This window comes from Siminovitchia fordii DSM 16014 = CIP 108821 (assembly GCF_000374565.1).
Taxonomy (GTDB): Bacteria; Bacillota; Bacilli; order Bacillales; family Bacillaceae_C; genus Siminovitchia; species Siminovitchia fordii.
Map to the genome: position 1 here is coordinate 20,555 of NZ_KB894702.1, position 23,063 is coordinate 43,617.

Genomic DNA, 23,063 nt, shown 5'->3' on the forward strand with positions numbered 1-23,063 from the left:
AGTTCAAAATTTGTAAACCTGTTGTAAAATTTGATTAATATGATTGAACTTGTTCGAAGGAGGGATCAAGAAGGGGGCTATTAACCTGTTTTAGGGCGAATAGTATTGTACTGGCGGGGGTTGCTAGATCTAAAAAAATTAAAATGAGGAAGGGGTTATGGAATGAAAAAAAACATATGGATAAAAGTGCTTTTCATAGCGATGTTATTTGTTCCAATTGTATTGGGAAATAAGGCATATGCTGCAAATTTGAGTTCGTTAGGCGATGGTACATACACAGTTGGAGAAGACATTTCCGAAGGGTTGAATAAGTTCAGTATTTCAAAGGGAGAAGCTGATATTACAATAAGCAGGGGAAATATCGAGTTGGTTTCTGAAACTCTCGATAGTGACCAAAATAATTCTCCTGATCAATTGACAGCCAATTTAAATGATGGAGATACAATTGAGGTCATCCTGCATACTGAAGCTGAGAATATGAACGTTCAAGAAATGTCAAAGTTGGATTTAACAAAGATTTCAGCTGGATATTATGAGGTTGGAACAGATATTCCGGAACGTACTCAATAGAAAGTAATAAGGCCTCAATTAATATTTTTGATAACAATTATAATGAAAAGGCTCATATTGATGTAAATCCTGATGAGTCGGTTGAACAGCAGCTTTTAGAAGGAGATAAGGTTTATATTCATGGTTTAACAGGTACAGTTAATCTTAAAGAAGAAATAATGGTACCTCAAAGTATTACTGTAAATAAGTCCAGCTTATCCCTAATGGTAAACCGGACTGCTCAATTAACCGCGCTACTGTTCTCCCAGACACTGCACTTAATAAAAGCGTAAGCTGGTCAAGCAGTAATCCGGAAATCGCAACTGTGGATCAAAAAGGTAATGTCAAAGCACTGAAAGCCGGAAAGGCTACAATTACCGTTACAGCAAAAGGTGCTGACTCAGTTAAGACAAACATTCCAGTTACTGTGACAAAGGTCATCCCTTCTGGAATAAAGTTAAGTAAAACGAACCTAAATATCGCAACAAAACAAACATATAAGGTAAATGCAACCGTAACACCGTCGGATGCGACAAATAAGACGGTCCATTGGAAAAGTTCAAATACAAAAGTGGCAACCGTTGATTCAAAAGGGAATATCAAAGGAATTGCCAGCGGAACCGCGACTATTACGGCAACTGCCAAAGATAATCCCAAAATTTCGAAAAAGGTAACCGTAAAGGTTTCGCCTAAAACAGTGAAATTAAACAAGTCCAGTTTATCTTTAACGGCAGGTAAGACAGCCACACTGAAGGCGACCGTTTCACCATCTGACAGTACCGATAAATCGGTAACATGGAAATCATCCAATCCGAAAATTGCAACAGTGACCAGTAAAGGAAAAGTAACAGCAAAATCAAAGGGTTCGACTACGATTACAGCAACTGTCAAAGGCGCAAAATCCGTAAAAGCAAAAGTCACTGTCAAATCGCCGATTGCAGCAAAATCAATCAAACTAAACAAAAAGTCTGCTACTTTAAGTAAAGGAAAAAGCTTAACTTTAACTGCTACCATAAGTCCAAAAAAATACCACAGATAAAACAGTCAAGTGGAGATCATCCAATACAAAAGTAGCGACTGTCAACAGTAAAGGAAAAGTAACGGCAAAAGGAGCAGGAACTGCCAAGATTACGGCCAGAACGACCAATGGCAAAACAGCTACTGCAACGATTACAGTCCCTTACATAAAAACGTTAAGTGCAGGGACTTGGAAAGCAGGAAAAGATTTACCGGCTGGGCGTTATTTGATTACAACGAAATCCGGCAGCGGGAATTTAGTGATTACCATGAAATCGTATGACCGTTTTGTTAATGAAATATTATCGAGTAAAGACGATGGATTTGGTGTCACTCGTGTAACGACTGATATAAAGGCCGGGGACAAAATAGAAATAATGGGGTTAAACAGTGTCCAGTTTACCCGTGTAAAAAATGTAAAAGCCAATACATTGCATTCCGGCTACTGGACAGTTGGCAAAGATATAGCTCCTGGAAAATATAAGATAACAACACCGAAAGGATCTGGAAATTTAATTATGTTCAGGGGAAAAAGCTTGCTTGTAAATGAAATCCTTTCAAGTAAGTCTGATAAGTACTCTGTTAAAAGTGTAACAACTACACTTAAGTCAGGGGATAGGATCCAGATAGCCGGCTTAAATAAGGTGAATTTTACAAGAAAGTGATACGAGAGCATCTGCTCTTTTACTTAGCTTTGGGCGCCTTGAGACAGGCGCCTTTTAGTTTGTTCATGTTGAGCGATAATAAAGTTGTTTAATTTACCTCTAGTAAAATATAAAATGCTTCCAGGGCAAGACCACTCGGCAGTTATGATGGCCCCGAACGTATTGGCCAATGCAGTGGTGAAATTTAATCATCAAAATCAAAATTGAGTATCGATATAATATTATTGTCTTGATAAACTTCCAAAAATCGGCTCCTATCATTGAATAGAACTTAGATTTTTAAACGACTTTATTGTTACTATTTAAGTTCGGTAAAACATTAATTTAAATGTAGTGTTTTCAAAATAAACCATAATGATTAAACATAGAAAAAATCCCTGATATCAATCAAAAAGCAGGGATTTTTGGCATTTTAATGGACTTAGGTAAATGAATAAACTATTGTTGCTTATTTAAGAAAAGCCCCTGTTAGCTTAATAAGTTTTTAATTTGTTGAACAAATTTTCCTAAACATTAATATATCCTTCTAAATAAGATACAGCTTCTCCAGACATTTTTACCGTTTCACCTAAATCAGTACAATAAAGCTTTCCGCCTCTTTCTGATAATTGCAATGCGACAAATTCATTTTTATTCAATATATTCTTCCAATACGGAACTAACGTACAATGAGCAGAACCAGTAACTGGGTCTTCATCTACTCCTGCCTTTGGTGCAAAAAATCTTGATACGAAATCTACTTCTTTTCCTTTAGCTGTCACTATTACACCAAAACCATCCAGTTTTTTTAGTTCATCCATATTTAATTCAAGACCTAAAATATCTTGTTCTGTATCAAATACCGCCATATAGTCTCTTGACTTATAGACCTCTTTAGGTACTTTACCTAAACCTTTAATAAGTTCCTCTGGAGGATCGCATTTTTCTCCTTCTCTAGAAGGAAAACTCATTGTAAATAGACCGCCATCCTTGGATACTTCTAAAAGTCCACTTTTTGTATTAAACTTTATATTCTTTAAATTCTCATCTAAATAAGTGCATATTACATAAGCAGACGCTAATGTTGCATGTCCACATAAGTCTATTTCCCCTTTTGGGGTGAACCATCTCAATTCATATTCATCCTCTTTTTTTACAAAAAAAGCTGTTTCAGATAAATTATTTTCTGCTGCAATCTTTTGCATTAAATCATCTTTTATCCATTCATTTAATGGACATATTGCTGCTGAATTTCCTCTAAATTGTTCATTTGTAAACGCATCAATCTGATAAATTGGTATTCTCATTTCCATAATCTCCTTATTAAATTACTTTGATTAACACTATAATTTTGATTAGGTAAATTATACATTATTAAAGATGAAGTATTTAACTATTCGGCCAGTTAGTTCAATAACACAGGCTCTTGTTTTTCTTCTAATTCATATACTTCATTCCACTCTATTCCACAAGCCGCCGCTTGTATTTTAGGATCGTATTTCTGGCCACTTTTTAAAATTGTATAGATTAAATTTGCTATTTTACCACAAGGTGACCAATTGTCTTTTTCTTTATCATTCCTTCTTCCACTTTACGATCATAGTAGGCTTTCTTTTCCCATTTGCTAACATCATCATAGACATCTGAAAAAGTACCCGACGTGCTTCTCGAACACCACTATATGTCTGTTTTGCTGACCGTACTGAAGTGCCAGATTGAGAATTTTCAGCCGATACACCTAACTATTTCTTAAATTCTTTGTATGTCTTAAATCGATCTATATCGCCAAAAACACCGATTAGAGTACAAGTAATATTTTCACTTACAAAAGGAAAAGAAAGAAGTAATTCCGTATATGGATGTGGTTCAATTCCTTTTTCGGGGTCTCCTCTAAGAAGAGAATGGATTTCTACATCGATCAGTTGAATGCTTTCCTCAAGCCTCAAGGCTACTTCAATTACCCATTTCTGCCTTCCTACTAGATGTTCTACGGGTACAGCCACAGTTGTGGCATAATTTTAGATAATGCTTTAGCTGCCTTTTTCTCTACATTCTTAGCGCCTGCTTTAGAGATTGCCTTATACAGTTCATCTACCGATGAATTCTTCATGTGAAGGTCCGTAGGGTATTCTAATACTAGTTTCATGACCGAAGAAGTACCCAATTTTTTAAATGCTTTATTTAAGTATACCAACATAGAACTGATAGAACTTACGAGTATCTTGAGATTTATCATTCGAATGATTCCCATAATTAAAAGGCAAGAATTTAATCAATATCCACCGTTTTCCCACATTTTTACGAATAACACATAATCCTCATATTATGGTAAATTTTTTCCCATTTTAATATAGAAATTCACTAAACATGTTACAATTAGACTATATTTTTCCATAAGTTTCTTAGCGCTTGGGAGGGTGAGGAACTTGCTAGAATGAGATGGATTACATATAACACACTTTTTAGGGGGAGCAAATGAAAAAAATATCCATTATTATTGTAATAATCCTAATTATCTTTTTACATCCAAATCAATTACATGCTGAGGAAGTCCCAAAAGACCAACTTGAGAATATATCTCCAGATACAATGCAGCCAGAGGACAAAGAAGAGAACATGGAAGAGAACATGGAAGCCACTGATCAGAGGACAGATACCCCTGTACAAGTGATTCAGGATAGTCAAGATACAGCAGTGGAGAAAAAAGAGGCTGCATCTGAACCTGCGTCTGAGAAAACAAGAGTTGACGAGCCTTTAAAGCCGACAGCACCAAAAATTCAAAAACAAAAACTGCAAGTAAAATCAGTAAAATCAACCCAATCTGTGGAGGAGAAAAAAGTAAGCAGACTTGGGCATATAAGCAACTCTAAAGTGAAAATCTATTCTAATCAAAAATTGAATTCTTCTAAAGCAGCCGGATCGACATATACAAACCAAGTCTATTACATTAAAAGACAAGCAACTATAAAAGGAGAGACCTATTATTTAATTAGCAGACAACCAAGCGATCAAAAAGGTGTAATTGGCTGGGTAAAAGCTAAAGATATGTCAACCCGGAAACATACAGTAGTAGACAAACAGAAAAAAGTGTTTTATGTAAAGGGAACCGGTAGTGCTTATAGTAAAGCGTGGGGCGGTAAAAAAGATTTTACATATTCCAGCCTGTCAAAGTATAAGAATCTAACTTTTCAAGTTCATCTGACGGAAAAAGTCGGAAATAACGTCTGGTATCGAGGAAAGCTTGGCGGAAAAACGGTTTGGATTATGAGCAGCAATGTTGTTCAGGCTAAAGAAAGCAAGACAAGCAGACTCGGTCATATCAAAAATTCAAAGGTTAGAATCTATAAAACACTGGGTTCTCCATCCTCCATAGCAGCAGGTTCAGGACATACAAATTCAGTTTACTATATAAAGAAGCAGTCCATTATTAATGGGCAGACCTATTATTTAGTCAGTAAGCAGCCAAGCAGCACAAAAGGTGTTATCGGTTGGGTAAAATCGACAGATATGTCTTCATACCGCCATATAGGTATTGATAAAATCGTTAAGAAATTTTATATAAAAGGGACCGGCCGCGCCTACAGTAAGGCTTGGGGAGGAAAAAAGGACTTGGTGTATTCTGACCTAAAGAAATACACCAACAAAACATTTGATGTAAATCTTACCGAAAAGGTCGGTAACAATGTTTGGTATCGAGGAACCTTGGACGGTAAAACGGCATGGGTTCATTCTTCTTATGTAAAAGAAACGAAAGACAATTATATCCAGCATAATTTGACCCTTAAAGAAGCAGTCGAAATTCAGATGAGGAATAAGCCGCAAACAGATAAATACCGTGATAAAAATGCATTTGTTCAAAGTAATAATATTAATATTGTAAAAACAGGAGAAGTGAAAGGAAGTAAAGTAGGATTGCGGACTTCGCCAAAAATTGGCGATAATGTGCATACAACAGTTAAAAATAAAACCAAGGTGACCATTTTGGGTACTGTGACCGGAGACCAATCTGAAGGAACCAACAAATGGTATAAGATAAAACATAACAACAAGGAACTTTACGTAGAGTCCTCAATGGTTGATCTAAAGGGAACAACAGCCACTACCAAATCCAATGTTAATGTTTTGGAATCAGCAAATTCCCAGAGCCATGTATATGCAACACTTTCGAAGGGGACAAAAGTCACTATTGTAAAAGAAGGGAAAACCTGGCATGAAATTAAATATGGGACTTGGAGAAATGCAAAGGCCAGTGATGTCAAACAACATGTAAATCCTGATAATAACAGCCGTTATCAGCATTTAGTATTAAGTTCAAGCGCTGGCGTTTCCGCGTCAGAATTGAATAAAGTATTAGCCGGTAAGGGTACTTTGGAAGGGATTGGAAAGGCGTTTATAGAAGGCGGAAAAAAATATAAGGTAAATGAAATATATTTAATTTCCCATGCATTTTTGGAGACAGGGCAAGGAACATCCCAATTGGCTACAGGAATTGAAGTAGGAAAAGATAAAAAAGGCGAACCTGTCCTAGTGACGTCCAGTAATCGGAAAAACTTAAAAGGTATTAAAAAAGTATATAATATGTTTGGAATCAAAGCGCTTGATTCCTGTCCAAACACGTGTGGCGCCGTACACGCCTATGAACAAGGATGGGATACACCGTCAAAAGCCGTAATCGGCGGAGCAGAGTTCATTGGACAACAATATATCCATAACCAATACAAGCAAAATACCGTCTATAAAATGAGGTGGAACTTTGTCAATCCGTCAAAGCAGTATGCAACAGATATTGGCTGGGCAGTAAAACAGACGGCAAGAATCGAGTCGCTCTACAAGCAGTTGGAAAATCCGGATATGGAGTTTGAAATTCCCAAGTTCAAATAAGTTCTTATAGAAAAGGCATCTAAGGTCGATGGAAAATGACCTTAGATGCTTTTATATTCAACGGTAGCCAAAATCAGATCTCGCTGACTTTATGGGCAGCCCCATTTCTACATTCAATTTTCCTCATGATCAGCCGGTTTAGCCATCTCTGTATTATCATAAGTGGCAATGTCCAGATGCTCTTTGAGCTTCCCTTTTACTTCAGCCAGGTTATCTTCATCAAGCTGCCAGTAATAAATATTTTGCCCTTGGCTGTTCATGATCCGAGTATCCTGGCCTTCCAATGTGTAAGCTTCTATATTTAAATCGCCGGCAACAGCATAGTCAATAAATGCTTTGATTTCATCGAATGTCATATCCGTCCGCATGTTTTCTCCGATTGCATCAATTACTTTTCCATATTTGGATATGGAAGCTCCACTTGCTGCTTTTTTAGCAATGGCCTTCATGATTTCCTGCTGGCGTTTACCGCGCTCTATATCATTGTCAAGCTTTCTTGTCCTTGCAAGGGCCAAAGCTTCTTCACCGTCAAGTGTTTGCCAGCCTTCCTCCAACGAAATGGCATTTGCTTTATCTTTCGAGTTCTGTTCGGAAAAAGCATATGGAACATCAATGTCTATTCCGCCTAAAGCATCGACCACCGCCATGAACGCTTCGAAATCGAGGCGTACATAATAGTCAACCGGAATTTCCAACAAATCTTCAACAGTCTCAATGGTAGCACGAGGGCCACCGTATTTGTGAGCATGGTTAATCTTTGTATTATAACCAACCTCTTTGATATAGACATAAGAATCACGAGGAATGGTCAACAGCTTAACTGATTTTTCTTTTTCATTCAGAGTGGCGAGCATAAGGGCGTCGGAGCGTGCATTGTCAGAGAATCCGCGCTTTTTACTCTCGTCAATTCCGATAAACAAAATGGAAACATTATCAATATGAGGATCCACCTTTTTCTCGCGAAGATCGGATTTGCCACGATCATCAAAGAAGGAACCGCTCATCATATTTTCAGCTTTTTTATATAAATAGGTACCGTAGGAAGCGCTGACTGCAGCAACCAACAGTAATGGAAAGATGGCGAACCAAAATATGCGCCTTCTGCGCTTTTGTTTTTTAGTTACTGTAGAATTATGTCGTCCCATATGGGTTGAACTCCTTTTCAATTATAGATGCGCTACTCTCTATAATACTATCATTTCGCTCAACCGTACATACCCTTACCTAGAAATTTATCCACTATTTGTACCTTCGACTGTTTTTGTTTCAGCGTATATCGCTTGAATTAGCCGGCGGCTTGCGGATCCTGTCGAATATTCATTCCACTCATTTGCAAAAGTTTCAATTTCGTTACATTTTAACTCATTTGTTTGAATGGCATCTACAAGTTCAGTTGTATTTTTGACAATCGGACCTGGAACAAGCTGATCGTAAGGCTCCCAAAATCCCCGGGATTTAGAATATTCCTCCAGGTCATATGCAAAAAATATCATCGGTCTCCTTAAAAGCGAAAATTCAAAGGGGATAGAGGAGTAATCGGAAATTAAAAGGTCAGTTACGACCAGTATGTGATTGACATCCGGATAATCGGATACATCATATACAAAGTCTGGATATTGATTGGCAAAATCAAAGCGGACAGCAGGGTGAAGCCGCAACAATAATGTATATTCATCTTTTAATTCCTGATACATATAATCGATATCCAGTGGAAGCGACGTAATTTTGAAATCATCTTCACGATAAGTTGGAGCATATAAAATGACTTTTTTATCACGAATGCCTGAGTATTTCTTTTTTAAAGTATCGGCAATTACCTGCATTTCATGCTCGTCAAAAAAGAAGTCCGTCCGAGGAATTCCTGTTCTAAGAATATTCTCTTCTCCAATTCCAAAACTTTGACGATAGATGTCCGCCATTTTTTCCCCGCCTACAACTACGTAATCAAATTGGATATATACCTTTTTAAAACGTTCAATCGCATGAGGGGAGCGAGATTCATTGGAAGGATCCCTTAGTCCGAACTGCTTGATTGCGCCAGCAGCATGCCAAAGCTGGATGCATTTTACATTTGCTTTAAACTTGACCGCTGCCAAAAAGCCGAAATAATTATCGATGAAAATATTTTGTGAAGTCGCCAAGTGGTAGATAGAGCGAATCCAATCAGGAAAATGTCTTGGTTCAAAATTCAATACCTTTCCATCAAAGTCTACCCGGCAAGAAGCAGTCTTCAAGATAACAATTTGATCTTCCGTCCGTTTTTGCAGTTCTTTCATCACAAACAAAGCATTGTCCCCAAAGGAAGCAACGAAAGTTGTTTTCTTCTTTTGGGGACAAATGCTGAATAGATTAAAGAAAAAGCGAAAAACAAACAGATAGAACTGGATGGCGATCTCTCTAACCATTGTTCGCTTTATTCAAGTCTTTTTTTATTTTTGTCGTTGAGATCCCGACTGTTCTCGGAAGATAAACGACCTCACAATATTCTTTCAAGAAGTCAAACTTCCCTTCCCAGTCATCACCCATTACAAAGACATCGACATCATGCTTTTGAACATCTTCCACTTTCTGCTCCCAAGTATGCTCAGGTATAACTTCATCCACATACCGGACCGCTTCCAAGATCGCTTTTCGCTGCTCAAAAGTGTAATAAGCCTTCTTTCCTTTCAGGGCATTAAACTCGTCAGATGAAATGGCCACAATTAAATAATCACCGTACTCTTTTGCACGACGCAAAATATTAATATGTCCTGTATGGAGTAAGTCGAATGTTCCATACGTGATTACTTTTTTCATTATAGACCCTCCGTTAATAAGTAGGTACTATATCAATCGATAAAAGTCCGTCTAAAAACCTCATCATCCATTATACTTGATTTATTTAAAAATAAAAACCACACTTTTTAAAACAAAAGGCCATTTACTGAAAGTTGTATGACTTTAAGGCATTTCGGTCTGGAACGCGGTACCTTTAATATGGAAATGTGGATATCTGTAAATGGTATCCCTCAAAATCTTTTCTTGGGTAATGGCCAGCCAAACCTTTTGATGTTTCTCGACATGGGTTTCGCTTGATTATAAAGTCAGCTTTCAACGTACAGACCTTCAAACTTTGGAGCTGTCACAAATTGGCATCATACAAATGCTTGCCGATAATACTTTATTAGCTGTAATTTGTTTGCTAGTAGGTTTTGCATAATATCGCCCACCAGGTGAGGTTGAAATTCACCTGGTGTGTTTTATACTTGGTTAACCGGATTTGGATGAATGTTGGATGCGATTCAAGTTATTCCTTGTCAAAAGTGAAAAACCGATCAGGTAACCAATTTGCTCCAAATAATGCATCATAAACAATGCTCCTGTAATCATCAACCAACTCAAAAATATCGTCTTCTAAGTCTTCATCTTTGACTTTGCCTTGGTCTGTTACGACGAAATTATTTCCTATCCTTTTTACACCCTGATTCAATAACTCATCCATCAATCCTTGAAAAGGTGTCACATAATAGTTCCCTTCTCTTAATAAAACAGTCGTAAAGAATATTGGAGAAATACCATCCAATTTTAAACCTCCATCACTTCGGCCATGGTTCATATAAATAAACCATGGTGTTTCATGGAGTTGGTCATTCGGAAACTGATCTTCAAAACCTCTAAACAAACTTGGAAAATGATCCCCGTAGAGTACCAGGTTAATTTCTTTATCGGAAGAAGCAAACTCCTTTACAAGCTGATCTATAGCTTCATCCGATGCTCTTAAACCTTGAAGATAATTTACTAATCCTTTCGATTCTTTTTCAGGATAAACCTGAAAATTAATCTCCGGTCGATAGTCCATATCGGGAATTTCTCCTGTATATGGAGAATGATTTTGCATTGATAAAACATGAATTAAGCCAGTCTCATCATTACTCGCAACTCTTAATATATCTTTGTTTAACGCTTCGTCAGATACCCTCTTATGAGTCCCGAGTTTTTCGGTATGCCTAATTCCATTATCTAAAAATAGGAAGTCGTCAAAGCCAATGGCTTTGTAAACAGAACGCCGTTTATATAAATGAGCTGTATAAGGATGAATTGCCACTTTATCCTTTTGATAAAAATCCAAAATAGTATGGTGGTTCTTCGACTGGACATAGAAGTCAGAATAAGGTGTAACCGACAAGGGTTCATTAAATACTTCTAGACTAAAAGAAGTTAAAACTGACCATTCTATATTTGCAGTCCCTCCGCCAATATACTGACTGTACATCTTTCCACCGATATGATCTTCTATCATTTTAGAAATATTTGGAGTTGGCGTTTCGTTTTTTATTAATCCAGGCAATCCAATCGGATCAATTAATGTTTCGCTTAAATAAAAAATGGTTTGGGAATCTTTCAATAAATTATCTCTATTTTTATTAATTTTTCCTGCTATTTTAGTATATTTATCGTTGATTCTATGCATGTTTTTCTTATGATAATGAGCTGGTTTATTCATATAATCAGGTTTAACTGTTTGAATAAAACTCGGAATAAACCCATTCTGCTGAGCCCGTAAAACAGGGTTCCAATTATGGACGTGTACCTCTTCATATTTCAACATGTATTTATTATAAATGCCTGGCTCTGTGAAAATGATGAATAACGGGATAAGAGCAATTAAAAGAATCCCAACCCTAGTCCTAATCCCTATTTTAAAATTCATTTTTTTGGATATTCCTTTACTGATGAAATGAAGAATAGCAAGTAATGAAATAACCGATATAACAATGAGTAAAGCTATTCCAATTGGCACATCAATAAAAGATAATAGTTCCTTAGGCGAGCCAATTGTCTGCAATTCCTTAAATGTAATAAATTCATTTCTCTCTTTTACTTTAATTTGATTTGCAAAGACAAGGGCACCGAATAGTAAATTTGTCATTAATATACTAACAATAAAAGTGCCGAAGATTGCATACATAATTAAGAAAATTAAAAATACAAATGAAACCCCATTGTAAAACGAGTCATTTACACGAAAATTTGTATCCATAGAAAAATCTATGAATAAACTTTTATTAAGCCACTCAACTATCACGGTAGAATTAAGCCCCATAACTACACAAATCAACAAAAAATATGATCCTAAAATAATTTCCTTTTTCCACTTAGACATCTATCTTTCACTCTCTCGAAACATAATTATAAAATTTAGTTGGGATAAACAAGATATTTGATATAGAAACATACACTAAAAATAGTTTAAATATTAATTAAGATGGGTATTGTATCTCCTACTTTTATTGGAATAGTTTTTAACCTATTACAAAAAAGTCTGTTTCATATTTTGATAATTTTTTGAATGGCGACCAGTTCCTTTTATGATTGATAGGTCGGCTAAGGGTTCAATTGATTAATGAAGCTATTTCATAAACACCTTCATTTGACTGAAGTAATTTTTTATAAAGTTGATTCCCTGTATAGTCGAAGCCTAAGAGTGTTCAACAAAGGAAGTGATCTTCTAGCCTTTATTTTGTGCCTGAGTCTATGCTCAATATTAAGTAATTGCTGATTCAATTGATCTTAATCTCTTACCTTTTTCATGTATATACCTGCAAATTATATCATTAAACATTATAGATGCTAATGAATATTTATGTATAAGTCAATTGGTAGATATTTTTTCTCGGATAAGTCTTTTTTTAAGCATCCCAGGTTTTCTATAGGGTCTGCTCATTAAAAAAGAAATCCGTTCGGGGATTCCGGTTCGAAGAATTTTTCTTCTCTAACGATCTGTCTTTCAACTCTTTTAACGTAAACAAAGCATTACCCCCAAAGGAAAAACCTCCATTAAATTGTTGAAGCCCTTAAAATAAATAGTTGGAGGAAAACATATTTTTTGAAGTGACCCAAACGTTCAGTATAGAGAAAAAAATACTGTTTAGAAAATAAGTTTTCACTTATTTTCTAAACAGTCCCATGTAAAAGTCAACGTTCTATCATTCTTAAATGATATTTTCGTCTTTTAAAAAATTTACAATCCTCTCGGTATTTTTTCTATCATTAAATTCATTGATTTTTAGATATTTTTCTTGGTATTCTTTTTCTAAGAAATAATTTTGATCTATTGCTTTCTGTACTAAATTCATTAATTCCTTCGAACTATAAGCTATTGGTCCAGGTGCATTTCCATCATTAACAGGGGGGATTGCCTTATAATTTTGGATTAGATAGTCCTTTTCTTCCCAATAAAAAATAGGATAGGCACCCCTAAAAATTCCATCATATATGGCTGAAGAATAATCAGTTATAAAAATCCTACCTTTTTTTAGGGCATCAGTAGGGTTTTTACTAATAATATGTTTGTATTTGGGCATATTTTCATAGATGAATTCAGAAAATTTATTATGAGGTACGATTAATAGCCTATCAATTAAACCTCTTTCCTCGAACGAATCCACTATTTTCATTATCGATTTATAGTATGAAGTTTTTTCAATATTGTTATTGTATACTAAGCTTTCTTCCCAGTAGCGATACGTAGGCATGTAAACAATTTTATCCGCATCTTTATCTAAGTATGCATAATCTAATGTTGCCAATCCAGTTAAGATCAAATCTCTGTCATCGTAGCCCATTTTATAAAACTCATTTGCCTCTAATTGTGAACTAATGACTGATTTGTACATATTATATAGGTTTTTTCCTTTATGAAACCCAAAAGCCATGGGATTATCTACAGGTTTAGCAAACATTATACCATGTTGAAGAAAAATAAGAGGCACAGACATTATTTTACTACGAATACTATCTATATATAATCGGTCATTTAGTAAATGGTTTGATAGTTCACTAGAAATAAAATAATTTGCACGGAAAATATTTAGGTAATGTTTAAAACTATATTTTTTTATTATTCTATTTCCGTATTTTTCTTTTAAAGGTACATATTTATCAGAGTTTTTGTTAATTATATAAAAGTTCTCGGAAGAACGGGGGTTATGAGACATTACTTTTTCAAAGACCCTAAACCCTGATTCATCTGCTCTCTCACTTTTCTTTTCAAAATAAAGGTTAGTGTTTCTTCCCCTCTTAGGAAAAATTTTTGCAAAGAGCTTTGCAAAATTAATTTTTATTCTATTGGTTAAAGTATATTCTTCGCTAAAAGGCACTAAAGTCACCGTCAAATTTCCATTAAGGTTCGTTCTGAGGACCAGTAATTGTTTTCCCCATTTTTTAAAAGCAAGGGTTTTTGCTTTTTTATCCTTGTGTTTTCTTCTAAGGTTATGGATTATAGTTTCGTTGTCGCCCACATATAAATTATTATGAATTTTATCGTTAATAATAAGGGATTCAATTGGCACTTTAAAATAACCAAACCTTTGAAGGAACTTTATAGATTTAAACGGTCTTACGAAGTTTCCTAGTTTGTGATTGTTAGAGTGTAAATATAAGCTTTCATATACACCTTTTGCTTGGTGAGCGTAATGAGTATACCTCCCTGCAAGGATCACATGTTTCTTTGTTAAAAATACCTTTAAATTAGGGTGATGACCAGTAACTTTATAAGGTGATCCTCTCATAATAAAGATATAATTTGTACTAGTATAAATATAGTACTTTACTTTATTTATATAAAGGATGCACAAGATATTTTGTTTTTTTGCTCCATGTACAGCCTCTATATTAAATAACTTGTGTTTTTTACCTCTTATCAATTTTTTAAAATTAATTTCAATGCTCTCAAATTTATTACGTATTTCTATACTGTTATTATCAATCAAGTTAATATCTATTTCGTCATGCTTTCTCTCTATAGTTAATAGCACTTTTTGTATTTGAAATTCTTTTCTAAATAGGTCATAGATTATTACTATGTTATATATATCATAATTGGCTGTGGCTATAACAGTATACCGGAAATCAATTGTAGTAAATCCCGCATCATAATGTATTCCATAACGGTTAACAGCCTCAGTTAAAAAATCTTCAATAAAAAAAATAGCTTCTCCATCTGTGTTTTTTAGAACGAGTCTAGAAGAGCCATATTGAACAAGTTGCACTTTTTCATCATAAAAGTTATTAATTTTATAGTTGAATCCATCATTACTTCTAAAATTGTTTTTAATCTCAACATTCTCCAACACTGCGTATGCCATGTTGTTTTTAACATACATAAAGAAAATGTTTTGAGGATTTGGTTGGTACATTAACAAGAGCTTATCTGCTGTCTCATAGGGGTGAACAGCCTTGGGCATGTCAATATTGTTTAAGGATAATTCTGTTGTAATTAATTTGTTGTCTTGTTGAAAAAAGACTTCAATATATTGATCATTATATTCAAATACTTCCAAGGAAGTATCAAAGACCTTAATTAAGGAAACCTCATCGTTTAAAGTCTCCAAATAAGTATCAAGAGTATTCATATAGACACCTCGTCTCCTAGAAAGCAAAGTTAACAAAAAACTTCTATGAAAATATGTCATTAATATTGTTTGTAACCTACTTTGATAAGTATACAAGTTGAACATAAAAAAAACAACGCGAGTAGCTCTTTATGCCTATTAACAAAAAAGAATAAGTATATTTCAACTGATTTTATCCAAATGATCTGTATATTTTAGTTGAGTCCTATAGGAAAACTTAATAATGTTAATAGGTCTGATATTTGTTGATCATTTTGAAAAAAGTATTAGCATGTTATATGATAACGATAGTAAAGTTACAGGTAAAGGATGATAAAATATGCCTACAAAAATAAAAGTAATGACAATTTTCGGGACAAGACCTGAAGCAATTAAAATGGCTCCGCTTGTACTTGAATTACAAAAGCAATCCGAACATTTTGAGTCTATTGTTGCTGTAACAGCTCAACATCGGCAAATGCTGGATCAGGTACTCAAAATATTTAAGATTCAACCTGATTTTGATTTAAATATCATGAAAGATCGCCAAACACTGGTAGATGTGACGAAGGCCGCACTAGAAGGACTCGATCGTGTGATGAAGGAAATTAAACCGGATATTGTTCTGGTTCATGGCGATACATCTACTACCTTTGTGGCTAGCCTAGCTGCCTTTTATAACCAACTCACTGTTGGTCATGTTGAAGCAGGCTTAAGAACGTGGAATAAATATTCTCCATATCCTGAGGAGATGAACCGACAACTAACCGGAGTTATAGCTGATCTTCATTTCTCTCCTACTCGGCAGGCGGCTAATAACTTGATCAATGAAGGAAAAGACAAAACAAATATATTTATCACGGGAAATACTGCAATAGATGCTCTTAAAACAACAGTAAAAGAAAAGTATGATCATAAAGTCTTAGAAAGGATAGGATCTGATCGGCTTATTCTTCTAACTGCTCATCGTCGAGAGAATCTTGGGGAACCAATGAGGAATATATTTCGTGCTATAAAGAGACTGGTTGAAGAATTTTTGGACATTCAAGTAGTGTACCCGGTTCATCTTAACCCGACCGTTAGGGAGTTGGCAAAGGAAATTCTTGATAACAACCCAAGAATTCACTTAATAGAACCATTAGATGTCATAGATTTCCATAATTTTGCAAGTAGATCATTTTTAATATTAAGTGATTCTGGAGGTGTTCAAGAGGAAGCACCTTCTCTTGGGGTTCCGGTTTTAGTGCTTAGAGATACAACGGAACGACCTGAAGGAATCGACGCAGGCACCTTGAAATTAGCTGGTATTGAAGAAGAAAACATATACCAATTAACCAAGGAACTATTAACTAATAAAAACTCTTATGAAAAAATGGCTAACGCTGCAAACCCTTATGGTGATGGGGAAGCATCTAGAAGAATTTTAGAAGCTATTAGGTATTACTTTAAAGAAACCTCGGATAGACCAGCTCCTTTTATTTAAAAATCTAAATAGGGAGTGTGAACGAGTTAAATAAGTGCTGGTTCATCTTCACCTTCAAATAAAAAAATAACGTTGGATAAAACGCCAAATAAGAGGCCAGATCCGGCGCTCTAGGTTCATCACTAGGAATTGTAAGGTTATGAATCAACAATAATTTTCCATGATAGCTTCCAGCACTTCCACAGAGGCAATGCTCCTTGGTTTCCTAATAGCTATGATCTAGAGTTTGATACTTCGAGATTTATATAAAAGTAGAGACGCCACGATTCTTTTGAAAGAAACAGGGCGTCTCTACTTATGTAACGGACAAAATGCACTTGTAATCATCATTTAATACTTATAGCAAAGTTGTCCCCTATGGTAGTATAGAAATCAATTTTTCTCTTATCATGATTAACAATTCTTCTTGTGTCCATTTTGATGAAGAGCTTCCTATATAAAGCATACTTGATAAACGTTGCATAGCTTGATGAAGACAGCTCCACTAATTGTTCATATGGAATTTTGACTTCGTAAGTATGATCCTGTATGTGTCGAATAGGTAACTCTATCTCGTTTAATTCATTGTCTCTTTGGCGAATAGTAAACGAGTTAATTTCATTAATCTGATCACCGTAGATGTTAAATCGCAAAACTAAATGCTCTTTTTCCTTCAATGAGGTAGTATGGTAAGCAAGCATATTGATTCTGGCAAATTGATATTGATCATTGAATGGGAGGCGATAATACGGCAATCCATTTTTAATTATTGTTTCTTTCGTATTGTCTTTGAGGCTCCAGTTTATTAAGGTGACTATATCCTCATATCGACCTTCCTTAAATAAGCTTACGAGTACTTTATGCCAAGGCTCGAAAAAATTGTCAGTGAAGTCATAACGTAATTCTTCTGCCGTTCTTAAGACCTCGGAAAACTTCTTGAAATAATTATCCTTTTTGTCGGATCTTAAAAAATGGTGCCTATTAAATAACCGTGTTATACAATCAAATTCGTACAGTCTGTTTAACACCATTTTTTCAACGTTTTCCGGAAGTTGTTTTTCAATTACATATTTAATTACTTTAATATTTGAATCCGTCTTTTCAAAAATAGAAGTTGTAGTTGTAAGGCTTTTGTTATCTTTTAATCGGTTTGCATAATAAATTACTTCTTTTGAAGTTGAAATTGAAGAGCAATTCGTAAGTACATCAATAAAAAACTGCTTATCCTCAGCAAATTTCATATTTGGGAATCTAAAATTCTTTTCTTTTATAAAGCTTGTTCTCATCATTCTTGCCGTAGGACCTAAATGATGAAATAAATGAGGGATAGTGAAGGGATCTATTGAATCTCTTGTTGCACAGTTATTATATTCGCCAGTAACCTCCATTTTTTTTTCCTCGACTTTTATCGTTTTTCCAATAGCATAATTATCTCCAGTTCGCTCAAGAATTTCATAGAGTATTTTCAGACCATTCTTACTGAACCAGTCGTCTGAATCAATAAAGGTGATATATTTGCCAGTAGCTAATTCTATACCAATATTTCTTGGAGTGGCTGGGGATCCAGTATTATCTTTCAGGAAAACCGGAATAATATTTTGATACTGTTCGCTGTACTCTACAATAATACTGCGGGAACTGTCAGTTGATTGATCATCCACAATAATCAACTGAATATTTTCAAAGCCAATAGTTTGGTTGATGACCGAATCAATAGCATTCTTCATTGTATCCTCGGCATTATAAACTGGCATAACAACAGTAACCTTATAGTTTCCATCCAGATTTGAAGAGTGAATATAATATCCTTTTTCATTATACTGATAATTTAATTTGTTATCTCGATCTTCTTTAATGGCTTCTCTCTCTTTTCTAACAGGTGAAAATAGCCGATTTAAAAAGCTCATACTTTTCTTCCCCCTAACACCCATCGTCAATTTAGTATACTGTTTTGATTCTGTTGAAAGCAAGGTAACTCATTAATAAATTATATCCATAAAACGGGTTAAGTAAACTTATAAACTTGACCACTCATTGCTTACAATGCACCGTTTAGTATATAATTTTTGCTGTAGGTTTTTTGAGAGGAGCCGATTCTCATAATGTCTAAAGATAGATTAAGAAATAATGAATTGATAAATTTAAACTTAAATGATAACTCATATAACATGGAATTGTCTATTAGAAAAAGCTACATTGAGGACTGGGATAAATATTTCTTTACATTGAAACAGCGAGGTGGAGTCGGAGAGATAGAAGTACCTTCTGCTGTTAAGGGGGAGGTCTCTGAAGAGTTTTTAATTCTTAATCTTACTCTTCCGCTCGAAAAGCATCCAGATCTGTTAATTGGCAAAAAAATCTGGGATTTGTACTTTAATAGAGAAAAAGAGGAGGATATATTACAGTCAAGGGTCCGCAGCGAGAATGACTACCTCCGATTTTATTCACTTATACTACCAGAACAGGAAAAAATGTTTTATCCATTTACAACAAAAAACAGGAGGCTTTCCTTTTACTGTAACGACTACTGCCTATTCGCAAATGTGGAAGAAGCAATTAATACGGGTAACGAAATTGCTTTTTCCGGTCACTTGAATTACCCCCCGATGTTTAATGAAGAAGGTTATGAAATTAAAAAAATTCAAATGGTGCTGACGAATAATCTGGATGAAGAGATAAATGTGATTCCACTAGAAGAAGTAAATAGGCCTGATCTCTATGAAAAATATAGTGGTAACGAATTATTGTCCAAGGCAGGATTTAAAGGTACCGTCAAGATAAAAAAAGAGACTAATATAGAAAGAAAACTATTTTATAAATTTTTTCTTGTACTGACATATGAGAAGGATGGACAGGAAAAGAATATACGAAGTAACAGGGTACGGTGGCTGAAGAACAATATTGAAGTTCAAAAGAAAGTGATACGAACCACGAATGGTAAACTTAAGGTGCAAATAAAGCCGACAAAGAAATCAAAGTTTCTATCGTTGCAAATATCAAATTATAAATTCAAAGAAGAGATTATTAATGAAGCTAAGAGAAAGTGGGTAAAATTTAGAAGAGGAAAGTTTGTACAAAAAATATATAAGAATGCCTTTCAACTCTTGGGGAAATTGCCTGTTAAGAAGAATTTAATCATCTTTGAAAGTTTCCATGGCAAACAATATAGTGATAGTCCAAGAGCGATTTATGAGTATATGAAAAGTAAAAATATGGATTATGATATGTATTGGAGCGCAGATAGAAGGCATGTTTCATATTTTAATAACTTGGATGGGGTTAAATCGGTCCGCCGCTTTTCTATAAAATGGCTGTTATTAATGGCTAGAGCCAAATACTGGGTTACAAATGCCAGGCTACCCCTTTGGTTGCCTAAACCTAAAGGGACAATCTACCTCCAAACTTGGCATGGTACTCCACTCAAAAGACTTGCAGCGGATATGGAAGAGGTACACATGCCGGGAACAAATACTGAGAAGTATAAAGCAAACTTTTTGTTTGAAGCAAGTAAATGGGACTATCTGGTTTCCCCAAATGCTTATTCAACCAAAATCTTTAAACGTGCTTTCGGTTTTCAAAAAACAATGATAGAATCAGGCTACCCTAGGAATGACTTTTTAATTAATAGTAATAATGAGGTTGCAATCAGGAAAGTAAAGGAATCATGCCAACTCCCAACTGATAAAAAAATTATATTGTACGCACCAACCTGGCGGGATAATCAATTTTATTCCAAAGGTAAGTACAAGTTTGATTTGCAATTGGATTTAAAACTCTTGAAAGAGGAATTTGGCAACGATTATATAATAGTATTAAGACTTCATTATCTGGTGGCAGAAAACTTAGATTTAACAGGTTATGAAGATTTTGTATTTGACTTATCTATGCATGATGATATTAGAGAACTTTACTTGATCTCTGATATAATGATTACCGACTATTCCTCAGTCTTTTTTGACTATGCCAACTTAAAAAGACCAATGATTTTCTTTGTTTATGATATAGACGATTATCGGGACAATCTTCGAGGGTTTTATTTCGATTTTGAAGCAAAGGCACCGGGACCGTTGGTGAAAACGACAGAAGAACTCATCGTCGAAGTGAAAAAATTAAATGAGTTCGGGTTCGTTCCATCTAAAAATAATGAGGAGTTTTATAACAAATTCTGTTATTTGGAAGATGGTCGCGCAAGTGAGAGAGTTGTAAAGGAAGTGTTTAAAAGTTAATGATTTAGAGGCGGTTGTTGTATAGTCAGCAGCTGCCTCTAATCTTTAATTGTCTTTTGCTCTTCCTACTTGTATAATTTATAAGGATATTGAGGTTTGCTTGTACTTGAAAACTAATGATCTTTTTTAGGGAGGATCAAGAGAAGATCAGGCTTTTGAAAGGACACATTTAATGAAATCTGCATTTCTAGTAATAAAAGAACAAATAGAGCATTTCTATTTAATTAGAAGATTATCCGTGTATGAATTAAAAAGTAAAAATAAAAGTAATTATTTGGGAATGGCCTGGGAGATTATTAATCCAGTCATCCAGATCATGATTTATTGGTTTGTATTCGGAAGTATTCGGCAGAGAGCAGATATTGAAGTAGTGCCGGGTTTTGAAGTCCCTTTTATTCATTGGCTTCTTGGAGGATTTGTCCTATGGACTTTTTTTTACCAATCAACAATCCAAGGGTCAAAGTCTATCTATACAAGACTTCGTATGTTATCAAGAATGAACTTTCCTATGAGTGTGATTCCTAACATTGCTATATTTTCACAGTTTTACACTCATCTGGTTTTATTAGGGGTTACCTTTATAATTTTTCAGATCTCGGGTTACTATGTAAGTGTGTATTTTCTTCAAATTATTTATTTTGTTTTTGCAACATTTTGTTTGGTATTTGCTATTTCCTTAATAACCTCTACTTTATCAACCATTATCAGGGATGTTCATATGTTTTTGAATGCAACTCTCAGGATGTTACTATACCTATCTCCAGTCCTTTGGCAGCTTACTATATTGGATGAGCCTCTGTCGACGATCATGAAAGTGAATCCTCTGTATTATATTATAGAAGGATATCGAGCGGCATTCTTTGGTACCGAGTGGTATTTTATTAACCATTGGCAGTACTCTTTATATTTCTGGGGGCTTGTTGTCGTTTTGCTATTGTTGGGATCGAAAATTCATGTGAAATTTAGAAGGCATTTCATTGATTACTTATAGATGGTTGGGATCAGAATGGAAAAAGCCATTATCGTTAAAAATATCGTAAAAAAGTATAAATTATACAGCGGTGATAAGGAACGGATTTTGGACCTTCTTTTACCCAAAAGTTATGGGGAAGATTTTTATGCACTGGCGGGTGTTAGTTTTGAAGCTGAAAAAGGAGACGTCATCGGGTTTGTCGGAATGAACGGATCAGGGAAGTCAACCCTATCAAATATTATTGCAGGTATTGTTCCCGAAACATCAGGCTCTGTCCAAGTGAATGGACAAGCGGCATTAATTGCTGTAGCAGCCGGTCTAAAGGCAGATTTATCCGGAAGAGATAATATTGAGCTGAAGCTGTTGATGTTAGGATTTTCGAAAGAGGAAATCAAAGAGCTGGAGTCCGAAATCATTGAGTTCTCTGAGCTTGGCAAATTCATTGACCAGCCTGTTAAATCTTATTCGAGCGGCATGAGATCGCGTTTAGGGTTTGCTATTTCAGTAAATGTAGATCCAGACATTTTAATTATTGATGAGGCACTATCAGTAGGAGATAAAGCATTCGCTGAGAAAAGTCTGGATAAGATGAAGGAGTTCAAAAAACAAGGAAAAACGATGATTTTCGTCAGCCACTCTATAGGACAAATGAAGCGGTTTTGCGATAAGATCCTTTGGCTGGAATATGGAATGGTAAAAGATTTCGGTCCGGTAAATGAAATTATTCCAAAATATGAGGCCTTCCTAAATCGTTTCAAAAAGCTCTCAGGAGCAGAAAAAAATAAGTATAAAGAAGAAGCAATGAAAAGGCAGCAAGATGCATTATTAGAAAAAGTCTAATTAAGTAAACCGCCCGCATGTAAATACATACGGGCGGTTTACTTCTGATTGTAAAGCATGTTTCAGATCATATTCGGTAGCACTCGAATTTGCTTCGAT

General features: G+C 35.1%; 15 protein-coding genes and 2 pseudogenes. 9 read left to right on the plus strand and 8 right to left on the minus strand.

What is annotated here, in order from left to right:
• The first annotated feature begins 162 nt into the window (after positions 1-162).
• From C509_RS0118040 to C509_RS25730, 4 genes and pseudogenes are all read left to right on the plus strand, one after another.
• Positions 163-570 carry a hypothetical protein gene (locus tag C509_RS0118040; protein ID WP_018708336.1) on the plus strand — a complete coding sequence of 136 codons (408 nt, stop codon included), beginning with the start codon at positions 163-165 and terminating at the stop codon, positions 568-570.
• 223 nt (positions 571-793) lie between these two features.
• The gene (locus C509_RS26780; RefSeq protein WP_245542506.1) at positions 794-1,588 is read left to right on the plus strand and encodes an Ig-like domain-containing protein; all 795 of its coding nucleotides are present in this window, start codon (positions 794-796) and stop codon (positions 1,586-1,588) included.
• Between the two features lie 16 nt (positions 1,589-1,604).
• Positions 1,605-1,715: pseudogene (locus C509_RS27635) on the plus strand (Ig-like domain-containing protein); the annotation flags it as partial.
• 78 nt (positions 1,716-1,793) lie between these two features.
• Positions 1,794-2,231 carry a hypothetical protein gene (locus C509_RS25730; protein ID WP_018708337.1) on the plus strand — a complete coding sequence of 146 codons (438 nt, stop codon included), beginning with the start codon at positions 1,794-1,796 and terminating at the stop codon, positions 2,229-2,231.
• Between the two features lie 506 nt (positions 2,232-2,737).
• Here C509_RS25730 and C509_RS0118055 read toward each other — a convergent pair.
• Positions 2,738-3,517: a PhzF family phenazine biosynthesis protein gene (locus tag C509_RS0118055; protein WP_018708338.1), complete on the minus strand. Its 780-nt coding sequence runs from the start codon at positions 3,515-3,517 to the stop codon at positions 2,738-2,740.
• 98 nt (positions 3,518-3,615) lie between these two features.
• Positions 3,616-4,395, minus strand: a pseudogene (locus tag C509_RS27555) (transposase); the annotation flags it as partial.
• Positions 4,396-4,685: 290 nt separating this feature from the next.
• Here C509_RS27555 and C509_RS24255 point away from each other — a divergent pair.
• Entirely contained in the window at positions 4,686-7,091 is a 2,406-nt protein-coding gene (locus tag C509_RS24255; protein ID WP_018708339.1) for an SH3 domain-containing protein, read from the plus strand.
• Between the two features lie 113 nt (positions 7,092-7,204).
• Here the strand turns inward: C509_RS24255 and C509_RS0118075 are convergent, their stop codons facing one another.
• The 5 genes from C509_RS0118075 to C509_RS0118095 form a co-directional block, all read right to left on the minus strand.
• Entirely contained in the window at positions 7,205-8,236 is a 1,032-nt protein-coding gene (locus C509_RS0118075) for an LCP family protein (RefSeq protein ID WP_018708340.1), read from the minus strand.
• Between the two features lie 87 nt (positions 8,237-8,323).
• On the minus strand, positions 8,324-9,496 hold the full coding sequence (locus C509_RS0118080) for a CDP-glycerol glycerophosphotransferase family protein (protein WP_026319955.1): 1,173 nt from the start codon (positions 9,494-9,496) through the stop codon (positions 8,324-8,326).
• Positions 9,489-9,887: a glycerol-3-phosphate cytidylyltransferase gene (gene tagD / locus C509_RS0118085; protein ID WP_018708342.1), complete on the minus strand. Its 399-nt coding sequence runs from the start codon at positions 9,885-9,887 to the stop codon at positions 9,489-9,491. The genes C509_RS0118080 and tagD overlap by 8 nt, the downstream gene beginning before the upstream one ends.
• Before the next feature lie 490 nt (positions 9,888-10,377).
• Positions 10,378-12,234, minus strand: a complete 1,857-nt coding sequence (locus tag C509_RS0118090; protein ID WP_018708343.1) for an LTA synthase family protein — start codon at positions 12,232-12,234, stop codon at positions 10,378-10,380.
• A gap of 829 nt (positions 12,235-13,063) precedes the next feature.
• A complete protein-coding gene (locus C509_RS0118095) occupies positions 13,064-15,484 on the minus strand; it encodes a CDP-glycerol glycerophosphotransferase family protein (protein ID WP_018708344.1) in 2,421 nt (806 codons plus the stop codon).
• 319 nt (positions 15,485-15,803) lie between these two features.
• Between C509_RS0118095 and wecB the strand changes: the two genes are divergently transcribed.
• On the plus strand, positions 15,804-16,946 hold the full coding sequence (wecB, locus tag C509_RS0118100; RefSeq protein WP_018708345.1) for a non-hydrolyzing UDP-N-acetylglucosamine 2-epimerase: 1,143 nt from the start codon (positions 15,804-15,806) through the stop codon (positions 16,944-16,946).
• 326 nt (positions 16,947-17,272) lie between these two features.
• On the opposite strand, the gene C509_RS0118105 is transcribed toward wecB, so the two are convergent.
• Positions 17,273-18,832 carry a glycosyltransferase family 2 protein gene (locus C509_RS0118105; protein ID WP_018708346.1) on the minus strand — a complete coding sequence of 520 codons (1,560 nt, stop codon included), beginning with the start codon at positions 18,830-18,832 and terminating at the stop codon, positions 17,273-17,275.
• A gap of 195 nt (positions 18,833-19,027) precedes the next feature.
• Here C509_RS0118105 and C509_RS0118110 point away from each other — a divergent pair, with 195 nt between their 5' ends.
• From C509_RS0118110 to tagH, 3 genes are all read left to right on the plus strand, one after another.
• The gene (locus tag C509_RS0118110; RefSeq protein WP_018708347.1) at positions 19,028-21,151 is read left to right on the plus strand and encodes a CDP-glycerol glycerophosphotransferase family protein; all 2,124 of its coding nucleotides are present in this window, start codon (positions 19,028-19,030) and stop codon (positions 21,149-21,151) included.
• A 172-nt stretch (positions 21,152-21,323) separates the two neighbouring features.
• Positions 21,324-22,142, plus strand: a complete 819-nt coding sequence (locus tag C509_RS0118115; protein WP_026319957.1) for an ABC transporter permease — start codon at positions 21,324-21,326, stop codon at positions 22,140-22,142.
• 15 nt (positions 22,143-22,157) lie between these two features.
• Positions 22,158-22,964 carry a teichoic acids export ABC transporter ATP-binding subunit TagH gene (gene tagH, locus C509_RS0118120; RefSeq protein ID WP_033370357.1) on the plus strand — a complete coding sequence of 269 codons (807 nt, stop codon included), beginning with the start codon at positions 22,158-22,160 and terminating at the stop codon, positions 22,962-22,964.
• Positions 22,965-23,063 lie beyond the last annotated feature (99 nt).